At 69.9% G+C, this 16,572-nt stretch carries 13 protein-coding genes; 12 read left to right on the top strand and 1 reads right to left on the bottom strand.

Translation table 11 applies throughout. From position 1 onward, the window contains the following. Nucleotides 1-14: 14 nt before the first annotated feature. Complete coding sequence (locus ACZYRU_RS13460; RefSeq protein WP_488957594.1) at nt 15-1,253, bottom strand: DUF349 domain-containing protein; 1,239 nt, start codon at nt 1,251-1,253, stop codon at nt 15-17. A 46-nt stretch (nt 1,254-1,299) separates the two neighbouring features. Between ACZYRU_RS13460 and ACZYRU_RS13465 the strand changes: the two genes are divergently transcribed. The 12 genes from ACZYRU_RS13465 (at nt 1,300) to alaS (ending at nt 16,569) form a co-directional block, all read left to right on the top strand. After that, complete coding sequence (locus tag ACZYRU_RS13465; RefSeq protein WP_488957595.1) at nt 1,300-2,013, top strand: MBL fold metallo-hydrolase; 714 nt, start codon at nt 1,300-1,302, stop codon at nt 2,011-2,013. Between the two features lie 7 nt (nt 2,014-2,020). After that, complete coding sequence (gene hisS, locus ACZYRU_RS13470) at nt 2,021-3,382, top strand: histidine--tRNA ligase (protein ID WP_488957596.1); 1,362 nt, start codon at nt 2,021-2,023, stop codon at nt 3,380-3,382. Continuing rightward, nucleotides 3,379-5,148 (top strand): aspartate--tRNA ligase, encoded by a 1,770-nt coding sequence (gene aspS, locus ACZYRU_RS13475; RefSeq protein ID WP_488957597.1) that lies wholly within the window; start codon nt 3,379-3,381, stop codon nt 5,146-5,148. The genes hisS and aspS overlap by 4 nt, the downstream gene beginning before the upstream one ends. Nucleotides 5,149-5,298: 150 nt before the next feature. Then, the gene (locus tag ACZYRU_RS13480; RefSeq protein WP_488957598.1) at nt 5,299-6,324 is read left to right on the top strand and encodes an ABC transporter permease; all 1,026 of its coding nucleotides are present in this window, start codon (nt 5,299-5,301) and stop codon (nt 6,322-6,324) included. 93 nt (nt 6,325-6,417) lie between these two features. After that, nucleotides 6,418-8,157, top strand: coding sequence for an ABC transporter substrate-binding protein (locus ACZYRU_RS13485; RefSeq protein ID WP_488957599.1), 1,740 nt, complete (start codon nt 6,418-6,420; stop codon nt 8,155-8,157). Between the two features lie 95 nt (nt 8,158-8,252). After that, the gene (locus ACZYRU_RS13490) at nt 8,253-9,269 is read left to right on the top strand and encodes an ABC transporter permease (protein WP_488957600.1); all 1,017 of its coding nucleotides are present in this window, start codon (nt 8,253-8,255) and stop codon (nt 9,267-9,269) included. A 14-nt stretch (nt 9,270-9,283) separates the two neighbouring features. Next, nucleotides 9,284-10,375 carry an ABC transporter ATP-binding protein gene (locus ACZYRU_RS13495; protein WP_488957601.1) on the top strand — a complete coding sequence of 364 codons (1,092 nt, stop codon included), beginning with the start codon at nt 9,284-9,286 and terminating at the stop codon, nt 10,373-10,375. After that, on the top strand, nt 10,375-11,607 hold the full coding sequence (locus tag ACZYRU_RS13500; RefSeq protein ID WP_488957602.1) for an ABC transporter ATP-binding protein: 1,233 nt from the start codon (nt 10,375-10,377) through the stop codon (nt 11,605-11,607). The genes ACZYRU_RS13495 and ACZYRU_RS13500 overlap by 1 nt, the downstream gene beginning before the upstream one ends. Before the next feature lie 51 nt (nt 11,608-11,658). Beyond that, the gene (locus ACZYRU_RS13505; RefSeq protein WP_488957603.1) at nt 11,659-13,050 is read left to right on the top strand and encodes a replication-associated recombination protein A; all 1,392 of its coding nucleotides are present in this window, start codon (nt 11,659-11,661) and stop codon (nt 13,048-13,050) included. A gap of 11 nt (nt 13,051-13,061) precedes the next feature. Further along, a complete protein-coding gene (locus ACZYRU_RS13510; RefSeq protein WP_488957604.1) occupies nt 13,062-13,616 on the top strand; it encodes a hypothetical protein in 555 nt (184 codons plus the stop codon). Further along, nucleotides 13,613-13,876: a DUF6167 family protein gene (locus ACZYRU_RS13515; RefSeq protein ID WP_488957605.1), complete on the top strand. Its 264-nt coding sequence runs from the start codon at nt 13,613-13,615 to the stop codon at nt 13,874-13,876. Before ACZYRU_RS13510 ends, ACZYRU_RS13515 begins: the two co-directional genes overlap by 4 nt. 11 nt (nt 13,877-13,887) lie before the next feature. After that, nucleotides 13,888-16,569 (top strand): alanine--tRNA ligase, encoded by a 2,682-nt coding sequence (gene alaS / locus ACZYRU_RS13520; RefSeq protein ID WP_488958080.1) that lies wholly within the window; start codon nt 13,888-13,890, stop codon nt 16,567-16,569. Nucleotides 16,570-16,572 lie beyond the last annotated feature (3 nt).

A 16,572-nucleotide genomic window follows, 5' to 3' on the forward strand; every position in this document is an offset into this window, starting at 1 on the left:
TGCACCAACCAGAGTCAGCTGAAGTCCGCAGACGCCTTCTTGGCCATCTCGAGGAACGACCGGCGCCCCTCGAGGTTCTCCTCCAGCTCCCGGACCTTCTTCTGGTCACCACGCGCCCGGGCGGCTTCGAGCTTGGCCTCGGCCTCGGCGATGGCCGCCTCGAGCTTGGAGACCATGTCGTCGGCGCGGGCCGACTTCTCGGGGTCCGTACGACGCCACTGGTCGTCCTCGGCGCGACGGATGACCTGCTCGACGGTGCGCATGCGGCCCTCGAGGTCCTTGATCCGGTCGCGCGGGACCTTGCCGGCCTCGTCCCACTTCTCGGCGACGACGCGGAAGGCCGTCTTGGCTGCACCGAGGTCACCGGACGACTCCAGGGCCGATGCGATGGCCTCGGCCTCCACGAGGAGCGACTCCTTGACCACGGCGTTCGCGGCGAACTCCGTGTCGAGGGCGGCGTTGGCGGCGTCGCGGGCACCGAAGAAGGTGTCCTGGGCGCCGCGGAAGCGGCGCCACAGCTCGTCGTCGACGGCCTTGGGGGCGGGGCCGGCGGCCTTCCAGTCGCGCATCAGGTCGCGGTAGCGGCCGGAGGTCGGACCCCACTCGGTCGACGACGCCAGCGCCTCGGCCTCGGTGACCAGGCGCTCCTTGACGACCCGGGCGCCCTCGCGCTTCTCGTCCTGCTCGGCGAAGTGCGACTTGCGCGACTTCGTGTACGCCGAGCGCGCGGAGGAGAACCGGCGCCACAGCTCGTCGTCGGCGGCCTTGTCGATGCGGGGGAGCTTCTTCCACTCCTCGAGGAGCTCGCGCAGCCGGTTGGCGCCGTTGCGCCAGTCCCGCCCGGCCGCGATCTTCTCGGCCTCACCGGCGAGTCGCTCCTTCTCGGCCCGCGCGTCGGCGACCTTCTGCGCCTTGGCGGCACGGCGGGCGTCACGCTGGGTGGCGATGACCGGGCCGAGCTCGTCGAGCTTGCGCACCAGGGCGGCGATGTCGCCCACGGCGTGGACGTCGACGAGCTGCTCGCGCACGAGCTTGACCGATGACGTCGCCTCCTCGGGCGACAGCACGCCGGTCAGCACCCGTTGGTGGAGCAGGTCCACCTCGAGCGAGAGGTTGTCGTACCGCTTGGTGTAGAAGGCCAGGGCCTCCTCGGGTGTCGCGTCAGGCATCTGCCCGACCGCCCGCTCGCCATCGGTCGTCTTCACGTAGACGGTGCCGTCGTCGTCGACGCGGCCCCAGTCGGAGGTAGTCACAGTGGCCCATGCTAATCAAAGCCGAAGCGCTCGATAGGCTGGGCCGGTGCTGATCGCCGCTTTCCCCGCTGGACCGTGGGGCACCAACTGCTACGTCGCGGCCACCGCACCCGGCGCCGAGTGCGTCGTGATCGACCCCGGGAAGGACGCCGCGGCCGGCGTCGCGGAGGTCGTCCGGGAGCACCGCTTGAAGCCCGTGGCCGTCTTGTTGACCCATGGCCACATCGACCACATGTGGTCGGTGACCCCCGTCGCGGGGACGTACGACGCCACCGCGTGGATCCACCCGGGCGACCGGCACCTGCTCGCCGACCCGATGGCCGGCATCTCGCGCGAGTCGGCCGCCATGCTGCTCGGCGGCGACTACGAGTTCACCGAGCCCGACGACGTGGCGGAGCTGGCCGACGGCGCCAGCCTCGAGCTCGCGGGCCTGCGCTTCCTCGTCGACCACACGCCCGGCCACACCGCGGGGTCGGTCACCTTCCGCACTCCCTGGGAGCAGGGCCCGGACATCTCCGAGGTCATGTTCTCCGGCGACCTGCTCTTCCAGGGCTCGATCGGCCGCACCGACCTGCCCGGCGGCGACCATGCCGCGATGCTCCGCTCGCTGACCACCAAGGTGCTGCCGCTGGCCGACGACGTCGTCGTCCTGCCCGGTCACGGCGAGCAGACCTCGATCGGCCGCGAGCGCGCCACCAACCCGTTCCTGCTCGACCTCCTCGACTCCGGCGACGCCGGTCGAGTCACCCGAGGACTGTGATCCCCTGATGGCCAAGCCGACTCCGCTCAGCGGATTCCCCGAGCTCCTCCCTGCCCAGCGGTACGTCGAGCAGCAGGTCGTCGCGACCCTCGCGCGCACCTTCGAGCTCCACGGGTTCGCCAACATCGAGACCCGCGCCGTCGAGCCTCTCGACCAGCTGCTGCGCAAGGGGGACACCTCCAAGGAGGTCTACGTCCTGCGCCGCCTGCAGGAGGACGACACCTCGAAGGACAAGGGGATCGGGCTCCACTTCGACCTGACCGTCCCGTTCGCGCGTTTCGTGCTCGAGAACGCCGGCAAGCTCGAGTTCCCGTTCCGCCGCTACCAGATCCAGAAGGTGTGGCGTGGCGAGCGGCCGCAGGAGGGCCGCTTCCGCGAGTTCACCCAGGCCGACATCGACATCGTCGGGCGCGACACGCTGCCGTTCCACCACGACGTCGAGGTCGCCCGGGTGATGCTCGAGGCGCTCGGCCGGCTGGACTTCCTGCCCGGCTTCCGGCTCCAGGTCAACAACCGCAAGCTGATCCAGGGTTTCTACGCCGGCCTCGGCGTGTCGGGCGACGGCATCGACGAGGTGATGCGCCTGGTCGACAAGCTCGACAAGCTGCCGGCCGAGAAGGTCCGGGAGATGTTGCTCGCCGAAGCCGGGGTCAGCGAGGACCAGGCCGACAAGGCGCTGGCGCTCGCCACCATCAAGGCGACCGACGACTCCTTCGTCGAGCAGGTCCGCGACCTCGGCGTCAGCCACGAGCTGCTCGACGAGGGCCTCGACGAGCTCGCGACCCTGGTCCGCGCCTGCGCGCCGCTGGCGACCGACCGCACCCGCATCGAGGCCGACCTGTCCATCGCCCGCGGCCTGGACTACTACACCGGCACCGTCTTCGAGACCCGCCTCGACGGCTACGAGTCGCTCGGCTCGATCTGCTCCGGCGGTCGCTACGACGCCCTCGCCTCCGACGGCCGTACGACGTACCCCGGCGTCGGCATCTCCCTCGGCCTCAGCCGGCTCCTCGTCACGCTCGTCCAGCGCGGCGTGCTCACCGCCGACCGCTCCGTGCCGAGCGCAGTGCTGGTCGCGGTCACCGACGAGGAGTCGCGCGCCGACGCCGACGCGATCGCCACCGCCCTGCGGGCACGGGCGATCCCGTGCGAGGTCGCGCCCACGGCTGCCAAGTTCGGCAAGCAGATCCGCCACGCCGAGCGGCGGGGCATCCCGTACGTCTGGTTCCGCCAGGACGACGGCACGAGCGAGGTCAAGGACATCCGCTCCGGAAACCAGGTCGCCGCAGATCCGGCGACGTGGGAGCCTCCGAACGAGGACCTGCGACCGCAGGTCGTCACCACCATTGATGAAGGGGAATCCAAGTGATCCGCACCCATGTCGCCGGCGACCTGACTGCGCCTGCGAACGTCGGCCAGACCGTCACCCTCACGGGGTGGGTGGCCAACCGGCGTGATCACGGCGGGGTGGCCTTCATCGACCTGCGCGACGCCTCGGGTGTGGTCCAGGTCGTCATCCGTGACCCCGAGGTGGCGCACCCGCTGCGCAGCGAGTTCTGCCTGAAGGTCACCGGCGAGGTGGTCGAGCGCACCGAGGGCAACATCAACCCCAACCTGCCGACCGGGCACTACGAGGTCGTCGCGACCGACGTCGAGGTGCTCAGCGCCGCGGCGCCGCTGCCGTTCCCGATCAGCGACCACGTCGAGGTGGGGGAGGAGGTGCGGCTCAAGCACCGTTACCTCGACCTTCGCCGCAGCGCGCCGGGCAACGCGATCCGGCTGCGCAGCAACGTCAACAAGGCTGCCCGCGACGTGCTGGCCGGTCACGACTTCGTCGAGATCGAGACGCCGACGCTGACCCGCAGCACGCCCGAGGGCGCCCGCGACTTCCTGGTGCCGGCGCGCCTGCAGCCCGGCAGCTGGTACGCCCTGCCGCAGAGCCCCCAGCTGTTCAAGCAGCTGCTCATGGTCGCCGGCATGGAGCGCTACTACCAGATCGCGCGCTGCTACCGCGACGAGGACTTCCGCGCCGACCGCCAGCCGGAGTTCACCCAGCTCGACATCGAGATGAGCTTCGTGACCCAGGACGACGTGATCACCCTGGGCGAGCAGATCGTCGCCGCGCTCTGGAAGCTGATCGGGTACGACGTCCCGCTCCCGCTGCCGCGCATGACGTACGCCGACGCGATGGCCCGGTACGGCTCCGACAAGCCCGACCTGCGGATGGGCCTCGAGCTCGTCGAGTGCACCGACTACTTCAAGGACACCCCGTTCCGCGTCTTCCAGGCGCCGTACGTCGGCGCCGTCGTGATGCCGGGCGGCGCGAGCCAGCCCCGCAAGCAGCTCGACGCCTGGCAGGAGTGGGCCAAGCAGCGCGGCGCGAAGGGCCTGGCCTACGTCCTGGTCCAGGAGGACGGCGAGCTCGGCGGTCCCGTGGCCAAGAACATCACCGACGAGGAGAAGGCCGGCCTGGCCGCCCACGTCGGCGCGCAGCCCGGTGACTGCATCTTCTTCGCTGCCGGTCCGGTGAAGTCCAGCCGGGCGCTCCTGGGTGCTGCCCGTCTCGAGATCGGCCGTCGCGGCGGTCTCCTGGACGAGAACGCCTGGAGCTTCCTGTGGGTCGTCGACGCGCCGCTCTTCGAGCCCGCTGACGAGGCCACGGCGGCCGGCGACGTCGCTGTCGGTGGGGGAGCGTGGACCGCGGTCCACCACGCCTTCACCAGCCCGCAGGACCTGGAGTCCTTCGACGCCGACCCCGGGAACGCCCTGGCGTGGGCCTACGACATCGTCTGCAACGGCAACGAGATCGGCGGCGGCTCGATCCGAATCCATCGCGAGGACATCCAGAAGCGGGTCTTCGAGGTGATGGGGATCGCCGAGGCCGAGGCCGAGGAGAAGTTCGGCTTCCTGCTCGAGGCGTTCAAGTTCGGCGCGCCCCCGCACGGCGGCATCGCCTTCGGCTGGGACCGCGTGGTCGCCCTGCTGGCCGGCACGGACTCCATCCGCGACGTCATCGCCTTCCCGAAGACCGGCGGCGGCTACGACCCGCTGACCGCAGCCCCGGCGCCGATCACGCCGGAGCAGCGGAAGGAAGCCGGTGTGGATGCCCGTCCGGCGGAGGAAAACAAGGCCTGAGGCCTGTCCGCCGGACGGTTTGCCGGGCGTCGAGACCAAACCGTTACCGCGTCGCTATCGCCTTGACGCACCTGGTGCGCCTAGTGTCACGGACGGCGCGAGGCCACTGTGGCCCGCGTCGCATCCGTGACACACGGCGACGAGGTGAAGATGACGATCCCGGGCTCCGAACTGGAGATCCACGAGACCGAGACCCCGGTGGGGGACGACTCCGTCGTCTCGGTGGCCGGCCGGTCCCCGACCCAGCTGGCCATCGCCCGCTTCAAGGCGGACAAGCTGTCGATGATCTCGTTCGTGCTGTCGGTGTTCATCATCGTCTGCGCGATCGCGGCGCCGATCCTGGTCGCCTTCGGCGTGCTGGCCCCCAACGAGCAGCACCAGGACCTCCTCTCGGCCGACGGCGTCGTGCCCGAGGGCGCGTTCGGCGGCATCTCGTGGAGCCACCCCTTCGGCATCGACCCGGGCCTCGGTCGTGACCTGCTCGCCCGGCTGATGCTGGCGATCACGTCGTCGCTCTCGATCGCCATCAGCGGCACGATCCTGACCGTGATCATCGGTGCGGTGCTCGGCATCGTCGCCGGCTTCTCGGGCGGCTTCGTCGACGCGGTCGTCGGCCGGATCATCGACCTGACGCTGTCGTTCCCGCAGACCCTGATGCTGCTGGCCCTGTCCGGCCCGGTCGTGCTCCTGCTCCGCAAGCAGATCGCCGACTTCCCGGGCCTCGGGTTCTTCCACAACCGGGACCTGTCCAACGGCTTCTACGTGGTCGTCATCCTGGCCGCCTTCGGCTGGCCGCCCGTGGCGCGCGTCGTGCGCGGCCAGGTGCTCTCGATCCGTGAGCGGGAGTTCATCGAGGCGGCCCGCCTGCTGGGTGCCTCGCGACGCCGGCTGTACTTCAAGGAGGTGCTGCCCAACGTCTGGGCGCCCGTCCTGGTCTACGTCACGCTGCTGGTCCCGGCCTACATCTCGGCCGAGGCGGCCTTCAACTTCCTCGGTGTCGGCATCAAGCCACCGACACCGACGCTGGGCAACATCCTCGCCGACTCGGTCAGCTACACCAGCGCCGATCCGACGTACTTCTTCCTGCCCGGCGCCCTGCTCGCCCTGATCGTCGTGGTGTTCAACCTCGTCGGCGATGGCGCTCGCGACGCGCTCGATCCGAAGTCGCACCGATAACAAGGACCCCAGTGCTCCGCCGACATCACACGGGACCCGGAGCACTGCGGCGCCGGCCGGGCCGGCGTCACTCACCGAAAAGGAGATAGTTGGATGGCCTTCAAGAAGCCATTGGCTGCCGTGGCCGCCACAGCGCTCGCGGCGACACTCGCCGCGTGCGGTGGTGGCAGTGACGACGGCAACAACAGCGGCAACAACAACGCCAAGGCGGAGAAGGGTGGCAACGCCATCTTCCTCGTCGGTGTCCGCAACGTCGAGCACTGGGACCCCCAGCGCATGTACATCGGCCGCGACCTCAACAACTCGGGCCGACTGTTCTACCGCAGCCTGGTGGCGCTGCCCGCCTCCAACGACCCGGTCATCGGCACCACCCCGGTCGCCGACCTCGCCACCGACACCGGCACCCCGGCCGATGGCGGCAAGTCCTGGAGCTTCACCGTCAAGGACGGCGTGAAGTGGGAGGACGGCAAGGACATCACGTGCGAGGACTTCAAGTACGGCGCGTCGCGCAACTTCGCGACCGACGTGATCATCGGTGGTCCCGCCAACTACCTGTTCACCTACCTGGACATCCCCACCGGTGACGACGGCCTGCCGCAGTACAAGGGCCCGTACACCAAGAAGGGCCAGGACCTGTTCGACAAGGCCGTCACCTGTGACGGCAAGACGATCACGTACCACTTCAAGAAGGCGTGGCCGGACTTCCCGCTGTCGATCGCGCAGCTGCGGTACATGGACCCGTACCGCGCGGACCTCGACAAGGGTGACGCGAACAACTTCGTGATCATCTCCAACGGTCCCTACAAGCTGGACGGCACCTGGAAGGAGGGCACCGGCGGCAAGCTCGTTCGCAACGAGAACTGGGACGCGTCGACGGACCCGATCCGCAAGGCCTACCCGGACACCTGGGACTTCCGCGAGGGTGACACCGACGAGGCGATCTACGAGCAGCTGCTCGCCGACTCCGGTGACGCGCAGTACTCCGTGACCGAGCGTCGTCTCCCGCCGGCCCTCTTCAGCCGCAAGGACGAGGCTGGGGACCGCTACACCCACGTCGAGTCGCCGTACGTCGACTACGTGCTGCCGAACTTCAACTCGCCGGTCTTCAAGGACGCGAACTGCCGCGAGGCGCTCAAGCTCGCGACCGACCGCGCTGCGTGGATCAAGGCCGGCGGTGGCCCGGAGTACTTCAAGGCCGCTGACTCGGTCGTGAACCCGGGTGTTCCCGGCTACGAGAAGAACCCCGCGTTCGACGCCATGGGCGAGTCCGGTGACACCGACGCTGCCAAGGCCGCGCTCGACAAGTGCTCCGCCCCGAAGCCGGTGAAGATCAAGTTCACCTACTCGGGTGGCACCCCCACCTCCGACAAGCAGGCGTCCGCGCTCAAGGACGGCTGGGACAAGGCCGGCTTCGACACCGAGCTGGACCCGCTGGAGGACACCTACTACTCCGTGATCCAGAAGCCGGACGCCGACTTCGACGTCACCTGGGGTGGTTGGGGTGCTGACTGGGCCTCGATCGGCACGGTCATCCCGCCGCTGTTCGACAGCCGGATCAACATCACCCCGGACTCGAACGGCAACGACTACGGCAACTACAAGGGTGGCCCCGAGGTCAACCAGCTGATCGACGACGCCTACGCGGAGCCGGACCTCGACGCCGCTGCGAAGAAGTGGGCCGCTGCCGACGCCAAGCTGGGTGCGGACGTCGCCTACATCCCGCTGGAGATCACGCTCTTCAACTTCGTCCACGGAGGCAAGATCACCGGCTACGCCAACAACGTCTCGGTGAACGGCTACGCCGACCTCGCCGTGCTCGGCGTGCAGAAGTGATTCTGCGCTAATCACAAGACAGTCGGGGGTCGCCCCCAGGGCGGCCCCCGACTGTCGGTGCCCACCGGCCGTCTCATCCCAGACTGAGGTCTCCTGTGCTCGCGTACGTCATCCGCCGGCTCTTCGCCGGCGTGATCATGCTCATCGTGATGAGCATCGTCACCTTCGCCCTGTTCTTCGCCTCTCCGATCGACCAGGCGTCCTTCATCTGCGGCAAGAACTGCTCCGCCGCCCAGAAGAAGGAGACCTCCGCCGCGATGGGGTACGACGACCCCTTCGCCGAGCAGTGGGTGAAGTTCGCGAAGGGCGTCTTCCAGGGGCGTGACTACCCCGACGACCCCAAGCTCCGTGAGACCGCTCCGGACACCATCGTCCACTGCGACGCCCCCTGCCTGGGCTACTCCCGGCAGCGTGGTGACACCGTCACCAACCTGATCAAGGACACCTTCCCGGTCTCCTTCTCCCTGGCGATCTCCGCCTTCATCCTCTGGATGACAGGTGGCGTCCTGCTCGGCGTCGCCGCAGCCCTGAAGAAGGGCACCATCATCGACCGCGGACTGGTCGGCCTGTCCCTGATCGCGTACGCCTTCCCGACGTTCTTCGTCGGCCTCGTGCTCTACAAGTTCGTCGCGATCAAATGGGGGCTCACCGAGATCCCGCGCTACACCTCGATCGCCGAGGGCGGTGTCGGCGGCTGGCTCTCCAGCCTGACGCTCCCCGCGATCACGCTCGCCCTGTTCTTCATGGCGGCCTACGTCCGCATGACCCGGTCCTACGTGATCGAGTCGTTCCAGGAGGACTACGTGCGCACCGCCCGGTCCAAGGGACTGCCCGAGCGCACGGTCACCTTCAAGCACGCCCTGCGTGCGGCCCTCACCCCGATCGTCACCATGGCGGGCCTCGATTTCGCCGGCCTGATGGGCGGCGCGATCATCACCGAGTCGGTCTTCAACTACCCCGGCATGGGCAAGCTGGCCGTGCGGGCCAGCAAGGACTTCGACCTCCCGACCACCGTCGGACTGGTCGTCCTGCTGGCGGCCTTCGTCATCCTGGCCAACATCATCGTGGACCTGTTGTACGCCGTCATCGACCCGCGCGTGCGGCTGGGCTGAGAGGAACTCCCGGAATGTCCACCACGTCCCCGTCCCCCCTCGCCACGACGGAGGCGGCTTCCGAGCCGCTGCTCTCCGTCCGCGAGCTGCAGGTCCACTTCCCGACCCAGGATGGTCTGGTCAAGGCCGTCAACGGCCTGACCTTCGACCTCGACCGCGGCAAGACGCTCGGCATCGTCGGAGAGTCGGGATCCGGCAAGTCCGTGTCGAGCATGGCGATCATGGGCCTGCACCGCGGCACCAACGCCAAGATCAACGGCGAGATCGTCCTCGACGGCGTCAACCTCCTCGACATCAGCGCCGAGGACATGCGCAAGAAGCGCGGCCGCGAGGTCTCGATGATCTTCCAGGACCCGCTGTCCGCGATGCACCCCTACTACACCGTCGGCAACCAGATCGCCGAGGCGTACAAGGTGCACCACGACGTGTCCCGCAAGGTCGCCAAGCAGCGCGCGGTCGAGATGCTCGACCGGGTCGGCATCCCCAATCCCGACAAGCGCGTCAACGACTACCCCCACCAGTTCTCCGGTGGCATGCGTCAGCGCGCGATGATCGCGATGGGCCTGATCAACGACCCCAACCTGCTCATCGCCGACGAGCCGACCACGGCACTCGACGTGACCGTCCAGGCACAGATCCTCGACCTGCTGCAGGACCTGCAGCGCGAGTTCAACTCGGCGATCATCATCATCACGCACGACCTCGGTGTCGTGGCGGAGATGGCCGACGACGTCCTGGTGATGTACGCCGGTCGCGCGGTCGAGTACGGCCCGTGCAAGGAGATCCTCACGCACCCGGAGATGCCCTACACCTGGGGCCTGCTCTCCAGCGTGCCGGACCTGACCGGTGACACCGAGGCGCGGCTGATCCCGATCCCCGGCAACCCGCCGAGTCTGCTGAACCCGCCGTCCGGCTGCGCCTTCCACCCGCGGTGCCCGCACCGCGACAAGGTCCCCGGTGACCTGTGCCGGACCGAGCTGCCGATGCTCGTGCCCGGCCAGCGCGGCGACGCCCACACCAAGCGCTGCCACCTGCCCAACCCCGACGCGATCTACGCGGCCGAGGTGCTTCCGGTCATCGCGCCGGACCTGGCCGAGGAGCTGTGATGACGAACGACACGATCAACCAGGGCTCGGACCCCGAGGACGCGGCGGTGCCGAAGGTGTCGGGCCACGGCGCCTCGGTCGCGCCGAGCGGCGCGAAGCCGATCCTCGAGGTCGACCAGCTCCGGATGTACTTCCCGGTCAAGTCGCCGGGCCTGCTCCGTCGTACCGTCGGCCAGGTCCAGGCGGTCGACGGCGTCTCCTTCCAGGTCGCCGAGCGCACCTCGCTCGGCCTGGTCGGCGAGTCGGGCTGCGGCAAGTCGACGACCGGTCGCCTGATCACCCGCCTCTACAAGCCGACCGCCGGGGCGATCCGGTTCGAGGGTCAGGACATCGCCCAGGCCGGGCCGTCCGAGCTCAAGCCGCTGCGCCGGGAGATCCAGATGATCTTCCAGGACCCGTACACCTCGCTGAACCCGCGACAGACGGTCGGCTCGATCGTCGGCGCGCCGCTGGCGATCCACAAGGTCCTGCCCAAGGACAAGATCCTGCCGCGGGTCCAGGAGCTGCTCGAGATCGTCGGCCTCAACCCGGAGCACTACAACCGCTACCCGCACGAGTTCTCGGGCGGCCAGCGTCAGCGCATCGGCATCGCCCGCGCGCTGACCCTGCAGCCCAAGCTGCTCGTGGCCGACGAGCCGGTCTCCGCGCTGGACGTGTCCATCCAGGCGCAGGTCATCAACCTGCTCCAGGACATCCAGAACGAGTTCGGCGTCGCGTTCCTCTTCATCGCCCACGACCTCGCGATCGTGCGGCACTTCTGCCCCGAGATCGCGGTCATGTACCTCGGCAAGATCGTCGAGATCGGCGACCGGGACTCGATCTACAACAACGCGCACCACCCCTACACCCAGGCGCTCCTGTCGGCCGTCCCCGACGTCAAGCAGGCGGCCACGGGTGCCCGGATCGAGCGGATCCGGCTGCAGGGCGACGTGCCCAGCCCGATCGACCCGCCGTCCGGCTGCCGGTTCCGCACCCGCTGCCCGATCGCCCAGGAGATCTGCGCCCGGCACGAGCCGCCGCTGCTCCAGATCGGTCGCCAGCACAAGGTGGCCTGCCACTTCCCGGGTCGCCTGGGCCAGGCGCCCCACGAGCCGCTGACCGCCGGCCTGCTCGGTGTCGACGCCGAGGGTCGTCCCGACCCGGGCGCCAGCCCGAGCACGGACCTGGTCGAGCAGCCCGGGTACGCCGACACCTGGTTCGACCTCGACAACAAGTCGATCGGGCGCGCCTGAGCCCCAGCCTCGGCGTCGGGGTGTCGTCCCTGCTGACTAGGCTTCGTCATCGTGGATGACGAGCCCCAGCTGTTCGACACCCCGGGCTCGTCCGCAGGATTCGGGACGGTGGCGTCGGGCGGCTCGCTCGCCGACGCCACCCACTCCTCGGCACCCCTGGCGGTGCGGATGCGTCCGCGCACGCTCGAGGAGCTGGTCGGCCAGGAGCAGCTGCGCGCCCCGGGGTCGCCGCTGAGGCAGCTCGTCGAGGGCGACCAGTCGCTCTCGCTGCTGCTGTGGGGCCCGCCGGGCACCGGCAAGACCACGATCGCCTCGATCATCAGCCAGCAGACCGGTCGGCGATTCGTGGAGGTCTCGGCGGTGTCCGCCGGGGTCAAGGAGGTCCGGGCCGCGATCGACTCGGCCCGGCGCCAGCTGGTGGCCACGGGGGAGGAGACCGTCCTCTTCGTCGACGAGGTGCACCGGTTCAGCAAGGCGCAGCAGGACGCCCTGCTGCCCGGTGTCGAGAACCGCTGGGTGACCCTGGTCGCGGCGACGACCGAGAACCCGTCGTTCAGCGTCATCTCGCCGCTGCTCTCGCGCAGCCTGCTGCTGCGCCTGCAGTCGCTGACCGACGACGACATCGCCGCCGTCCTCGACCTGGCCGTCGCCGACGAGCGCGGGCTCGACGGCGAGCTGGTCCTCGAGGAGGCGGCCCGCGACCACATCGTGCGCCTCGCCGGGGGAGACGCGCGCCGGTCGCTGACCTATCTCGAGGCCGCGGCCGGTGCCGCCCGGAGCAAGGGGGTCTCGACAGGCTCGACCACCCTGGTGATCGACGTGGAGACGGCCGAGACCGCGGCCGACCAGGCCGCGGTGCGCTACGACCGCGACGGCGACCAGCACTACGACGTCGTCAGCGCCTTCATCAAGTCGATCCGGGGCTCGGACGCCGACGCGGCCCTGCACTACCTCGCCCGGATGATCGAGGCGGGGGAGGACCCCCGGTTCATCACGCGCCGGCTGATGATCCTGGCCAGCGAGGACATCGGCCTGGCCGACCCGACCGCGCTCCCCACGGCGGTCGCGGCCGCCCAGACCGTCCAGCTGATCGGCATGCCCGAGGCGCAGCTGACCCTGGCCCACGCCACCATCGCCCTCGCCGTGGCGCCGAAGTCGAACGCCGTGACGACCGCCATCTTCGAGGCGATCGGCGACGTGCGCGCCGGCAAGATCGGCCAGGTCCCGCCCCACCTGCGCGACGCCCACTACGCCGGCGCCAAGACGCTCGGCCACGGCCAGGGCTACGTCTACAGCCACGACGCGCCCTTCGGTGTCGCCGAGCAGCAGTACGCACCCGACGTCGTCCGCGACGCCGCCTACTACCGCCCGACCGAGCTCGGCGCGGAGGCCGCGGTCAAGCAGCGGTGGGAGCGAGTTCGTCGCATCATCCGTGGCAAGTAGGCTTGCTCGTCGTGACCTCCGACCTCGCCGTCCCGACCTGGCTGGTCGTGGTGACCCTCGTCGCCGTCGCGGCGCTCGCGGTCGCGGCGTACCGGCTGTCCCGGTCCGTGCGCCAGGCGCGCAGCCACACCGAGGCGCTGCTCGCCGCAGCCGCCCAGGACGCCGACGCACTGCGCGAGCAGCTCGCGGGCATCGAGGCGGAGCTGCAGGCCAAGCAGGAGCTGGCTCTGCGCCGGGAGCGGACGCCGGTCGCGGTGGTCGACGACCGCGAGTACGTCATCACCGACCTCGGCCAGGAGCACGGACCGCGAGTCCCCGCACGCGTCGTACCCGCGCCGATGTTCGCCGACATCGTGCTGCGCGAGAGCGTCATCAAGACCGCTGCCCTCGCCGCCGGACTGCGCCGAGCGCTGTCCCCGGAGGTCCGCAACCGGATCCGGTTCGAGATGAAGCGCGAGGTCAAGCGCTCGCGTAAGGAGCGCCGCCTGATGCTCAAGGCCGCGCGCCGCGACATCGAGTCGCGCCAGCGGGCGACCCTGCGCCCCGACCTCGAGGTCTCGTCGTGAAGGGCGGGGTCTGGTTCGCGGCCGGCGCCGCTGCCGGTGTCTACGGCATGGTCCGGGTCCGCCGTCTCGCCGAGGCGTTCACCCCCGACGGCATGCGGGACCGGATCGGCGCGGCCGTCCTCGGCGCCCGGATGTTCGGCGAGGAGGTCGCCCGTGGCCAGGCCGCGGCAGAGATCCACCTGCGCCAGCGCTTCGACGGCGCGGACGCTGGTCCGCCCCAACTCATGAATCCCCAGCCCAGCAAGGAAGGCACCCGTTGAGCGAGCAGTACCTGAGCAGCGCGGAGATCCGCAACCGGTTCCTCGCGCACTTCGAGAACCGCGGCCACACCGTCGTACCGTCGGCCTCGCTGCTGCTCGACGACCCCAACCTGCTCTTCGTCAACGCGGGCATGGTGCCGTTCAAGCCCTACTTCCTGGGCCAGGAGACGCCGCCGTTCCAGCGCGCGACCAGCGTCCAGAAGTGCGTGCGGACCCTCGACATCGAGGAGGTCGGCAAGACCACCCGCCACGGCACGTTCTTCCAGATGAACGGCAACTTCTCGTTCGGCGACTACTTCAAGGAGGGCGCCGTCCAGTTCGCGTGGGAGCTGATCACCAACTCCCAGGCCGACGGCGGCTTCGGCTTCGACCCCGACCGGATCTGGGTCACCGTGCTCCCCGAGGACGACGAGGCGCGCGAGGCGTGGAAGCGGATCGCGGGCCTGCCCGACGAGCGGATCCAGCCGCGCGGGCTCAAGGACAACTACTGGAACATGGGCGTGCCCGGTCCGGGCGGTCCTTGCAGCGAGATCTACATCGACCGCGGCGCCGAGTTCGGCCCTGACGGCGGCCCCGAGGCCGACGAGGACCGGTTCCTGGAGATCTGGAACCTGGTCTTCATGCAGGAGGAGCTCAGCGCGGTCCGGGCGAAGGACGACTTCGACATCGCCGGCCCGCTGCCCAGCAAGAACATCGACACCGGCATGGGCCTCGAGCGGGTCGCGTACCTGCTCCAGGGCAAGCACAACATGTACGAGATCGACACCGTCTTCCCCGTGATCGAGAGGGCCATGGAGCTCTCCGGCAAGAAGTACGGCGCCCCGGGGCCCGACGGCCACGTCGACGACGTCCGCTTCCGCGTGGTCGCCGACCACGTCCGCAGCTCGCTGATGCTCATCGGCGACGGCGTCACCCCGGGCAACGAGGGCCGCGGCTACGTCCTGCGCCGCCTGCTGCGCCGCGCCGTGCGCAACATGCGCCTGCTCGGTTACCAGGACCAGTCGCTGCCCGAGCTGCTGCCGGTCTCGCGCGACAAGATGGGGGAGAGCTACCCCGAGCTGGTCTCCGGCTGGGACCGGATCGCGCAGATCGCGTACGCCGAGGAAGAAGCGTTCCGCAAGACGCTCCAGGCCGGCACCCAGATCTTCGACCTCGCCGCCGGCGACGTGAAGCAGTCCGGCGCCACCACCATCCCCGGTGACAAGGCGTTCGCGCTCCACGACACCTACGGCTTCCCGATCGACCTGACCCTCGAGATGGCCGCCGAGGCGGGCCTGAGCGTCGACGAGCCCGGCTTCCGGCAGCTGATGGCCGAGCAGCGTGAGCGGGCCAAGGCCGACGCGCGCGCCAAGAAGGGCCAGCACGCCGACACCGCGGTCTACCGCGACATCCTCGACGCCAACGGCCCGACCGAGTGGCTGGCCTACGAGACCCTCGAGACCGAGTCGAAGCCGCTCGCGCTGCTGCGCGAGGGCGCCGCCGTCCCCGTGCTCACCGGCGGCGAGATCGGTGAGCTGGTCCTGGACCGCACGCCGTTCTACGCCGAGTCCGGTGGCCAGGTGGCCGACGCCGGCGTCATCGAGTTCGAGGGCGGCGCCGTCGAGGTGATCGACGTCCAGCGGCCGGTGCGCGGCCTCGTGGTCCACCAGGTCCGCGTCGTCGACGGCGAGCTGCCCGCCGACGCGAGGCTGCTGCACGCCAAGGTCGACCCGCAGTGGCGCATCGGCGCCCGCCAGGCGCACTCCGGCACCCACATCGTGCACGCCGCGCTGCGCGAGGTGCTCGGGCCCACCGCCCTCCAGTCCGGCTCCTACAACCGACCGGGCTACCTGCGCCTCGACTTCGGCTGGCTCAACGCGCTCTCGCCCGAGCAGGTCCGCGAGATCGAGCAGGTCTCCAACAACGCGCTGCGCGCCGACCTGCCCGTCGGCTGGCAGTACATGACCCTCGGCGAGGCCAAGGACTGGGGCGCGATCGCCCTCTTCGGTGAGACGTACGACGACCAGAAGGTCCGCGTCGTCGAGATCGGCGGTCCGTGGTCGCGTGAGCTGTGCGGTGGCACGCACGTCGACCACTCCAGCCAGGTCGGCACCATCGTGGTCACCAGCGAGGCATCGGTCGGCTCCGGCAACCGCCGCATCGAGGCGCTGACCGGTGTCGAGGGCTTCGACTACCTCGCCCGCGAGCGCGACGTCGTCGGCCAGCTCTCCACGCTGCTCAAGACCCAGCCCGGCGACATCGTCGGCCGGGTGGGCGACCTCGTCGAGCGGCTCAAGCAGAGCGAGAAGGAGATCGAGAAGATCCGTCTCGCCCAGCTGCTGTCCGGTGGCGCCGCGCTCGCCGAGGGCGCGAGCATCGTCAACGGCGTGCGCCTGGTCGCCCAGCGCCTCGACGGCGCCAGCGGCGGCGACGTGCGCACCCTCGCGACCGACGTCCGGGCCCGCCTCGCCGGTGACGCCCCGGCGGTCGTCGTACTGATCGGCGCGGCCGACGGCAAGGCGGCGATCGTGGCGGCCCTCAACGACGCGGCTCAGGCCCGCGGCCTCGCGGCCGGCGACCTGGTCCGCGCTGCGGCCCCCTTCCTCGACGGCAAGGGCGGCGGCAAGGCCGACCTGGCGCAGGGCGGCGGCACCGACGTGTCCCGGATCGACGAGGCGCTGGCGGCGGTCACGGCAGCCGTCGCGGGCAACTGAGAC

The organism is Nocardioides sp. F233 (assembly GCF_057813895.1).

Excerpts from the sequence above, each read along its gene's own strand:
- hisS (WP_488957596.1), top strand. The coding sequence starts at position 2,021 with ATGGCCAAGCCGACTCCGCTCAGCGGATTCCCCGAGCTCCTCCCTGCC.
- ACZYRU_RS13480 (WP_488957598.1), top strand. The coding sequence starts at position 5,299 with ATGACGATCCCGGGCTCCGAACTGGAGATCCACGAGACCGAGACCCCG.
- ACZYRU_RS13485 (WP_488957599.1), top strand. The coding sequence starts at position 6,418 with ATGGCCTTCAAGAAGCCATTGGCTGCCGTGGCCGCCACAGCGCTCGCG.
- ACZYRU_RS13495 (WP_488957601.1), top strand. The coding sequence starts at position 9,284 with ATGTCCACCACGTCCCCGTCCCCCCTCGCCACGACGGAGGCGGCTTCC.
- ACZYRU_RS13500 (WP_488957602.1), top strand. The coding sequence starts at position 10,375 with ATGACGAACGACACGATCAACCAGGGCTCGGACCCCGAGGACGCGGCG.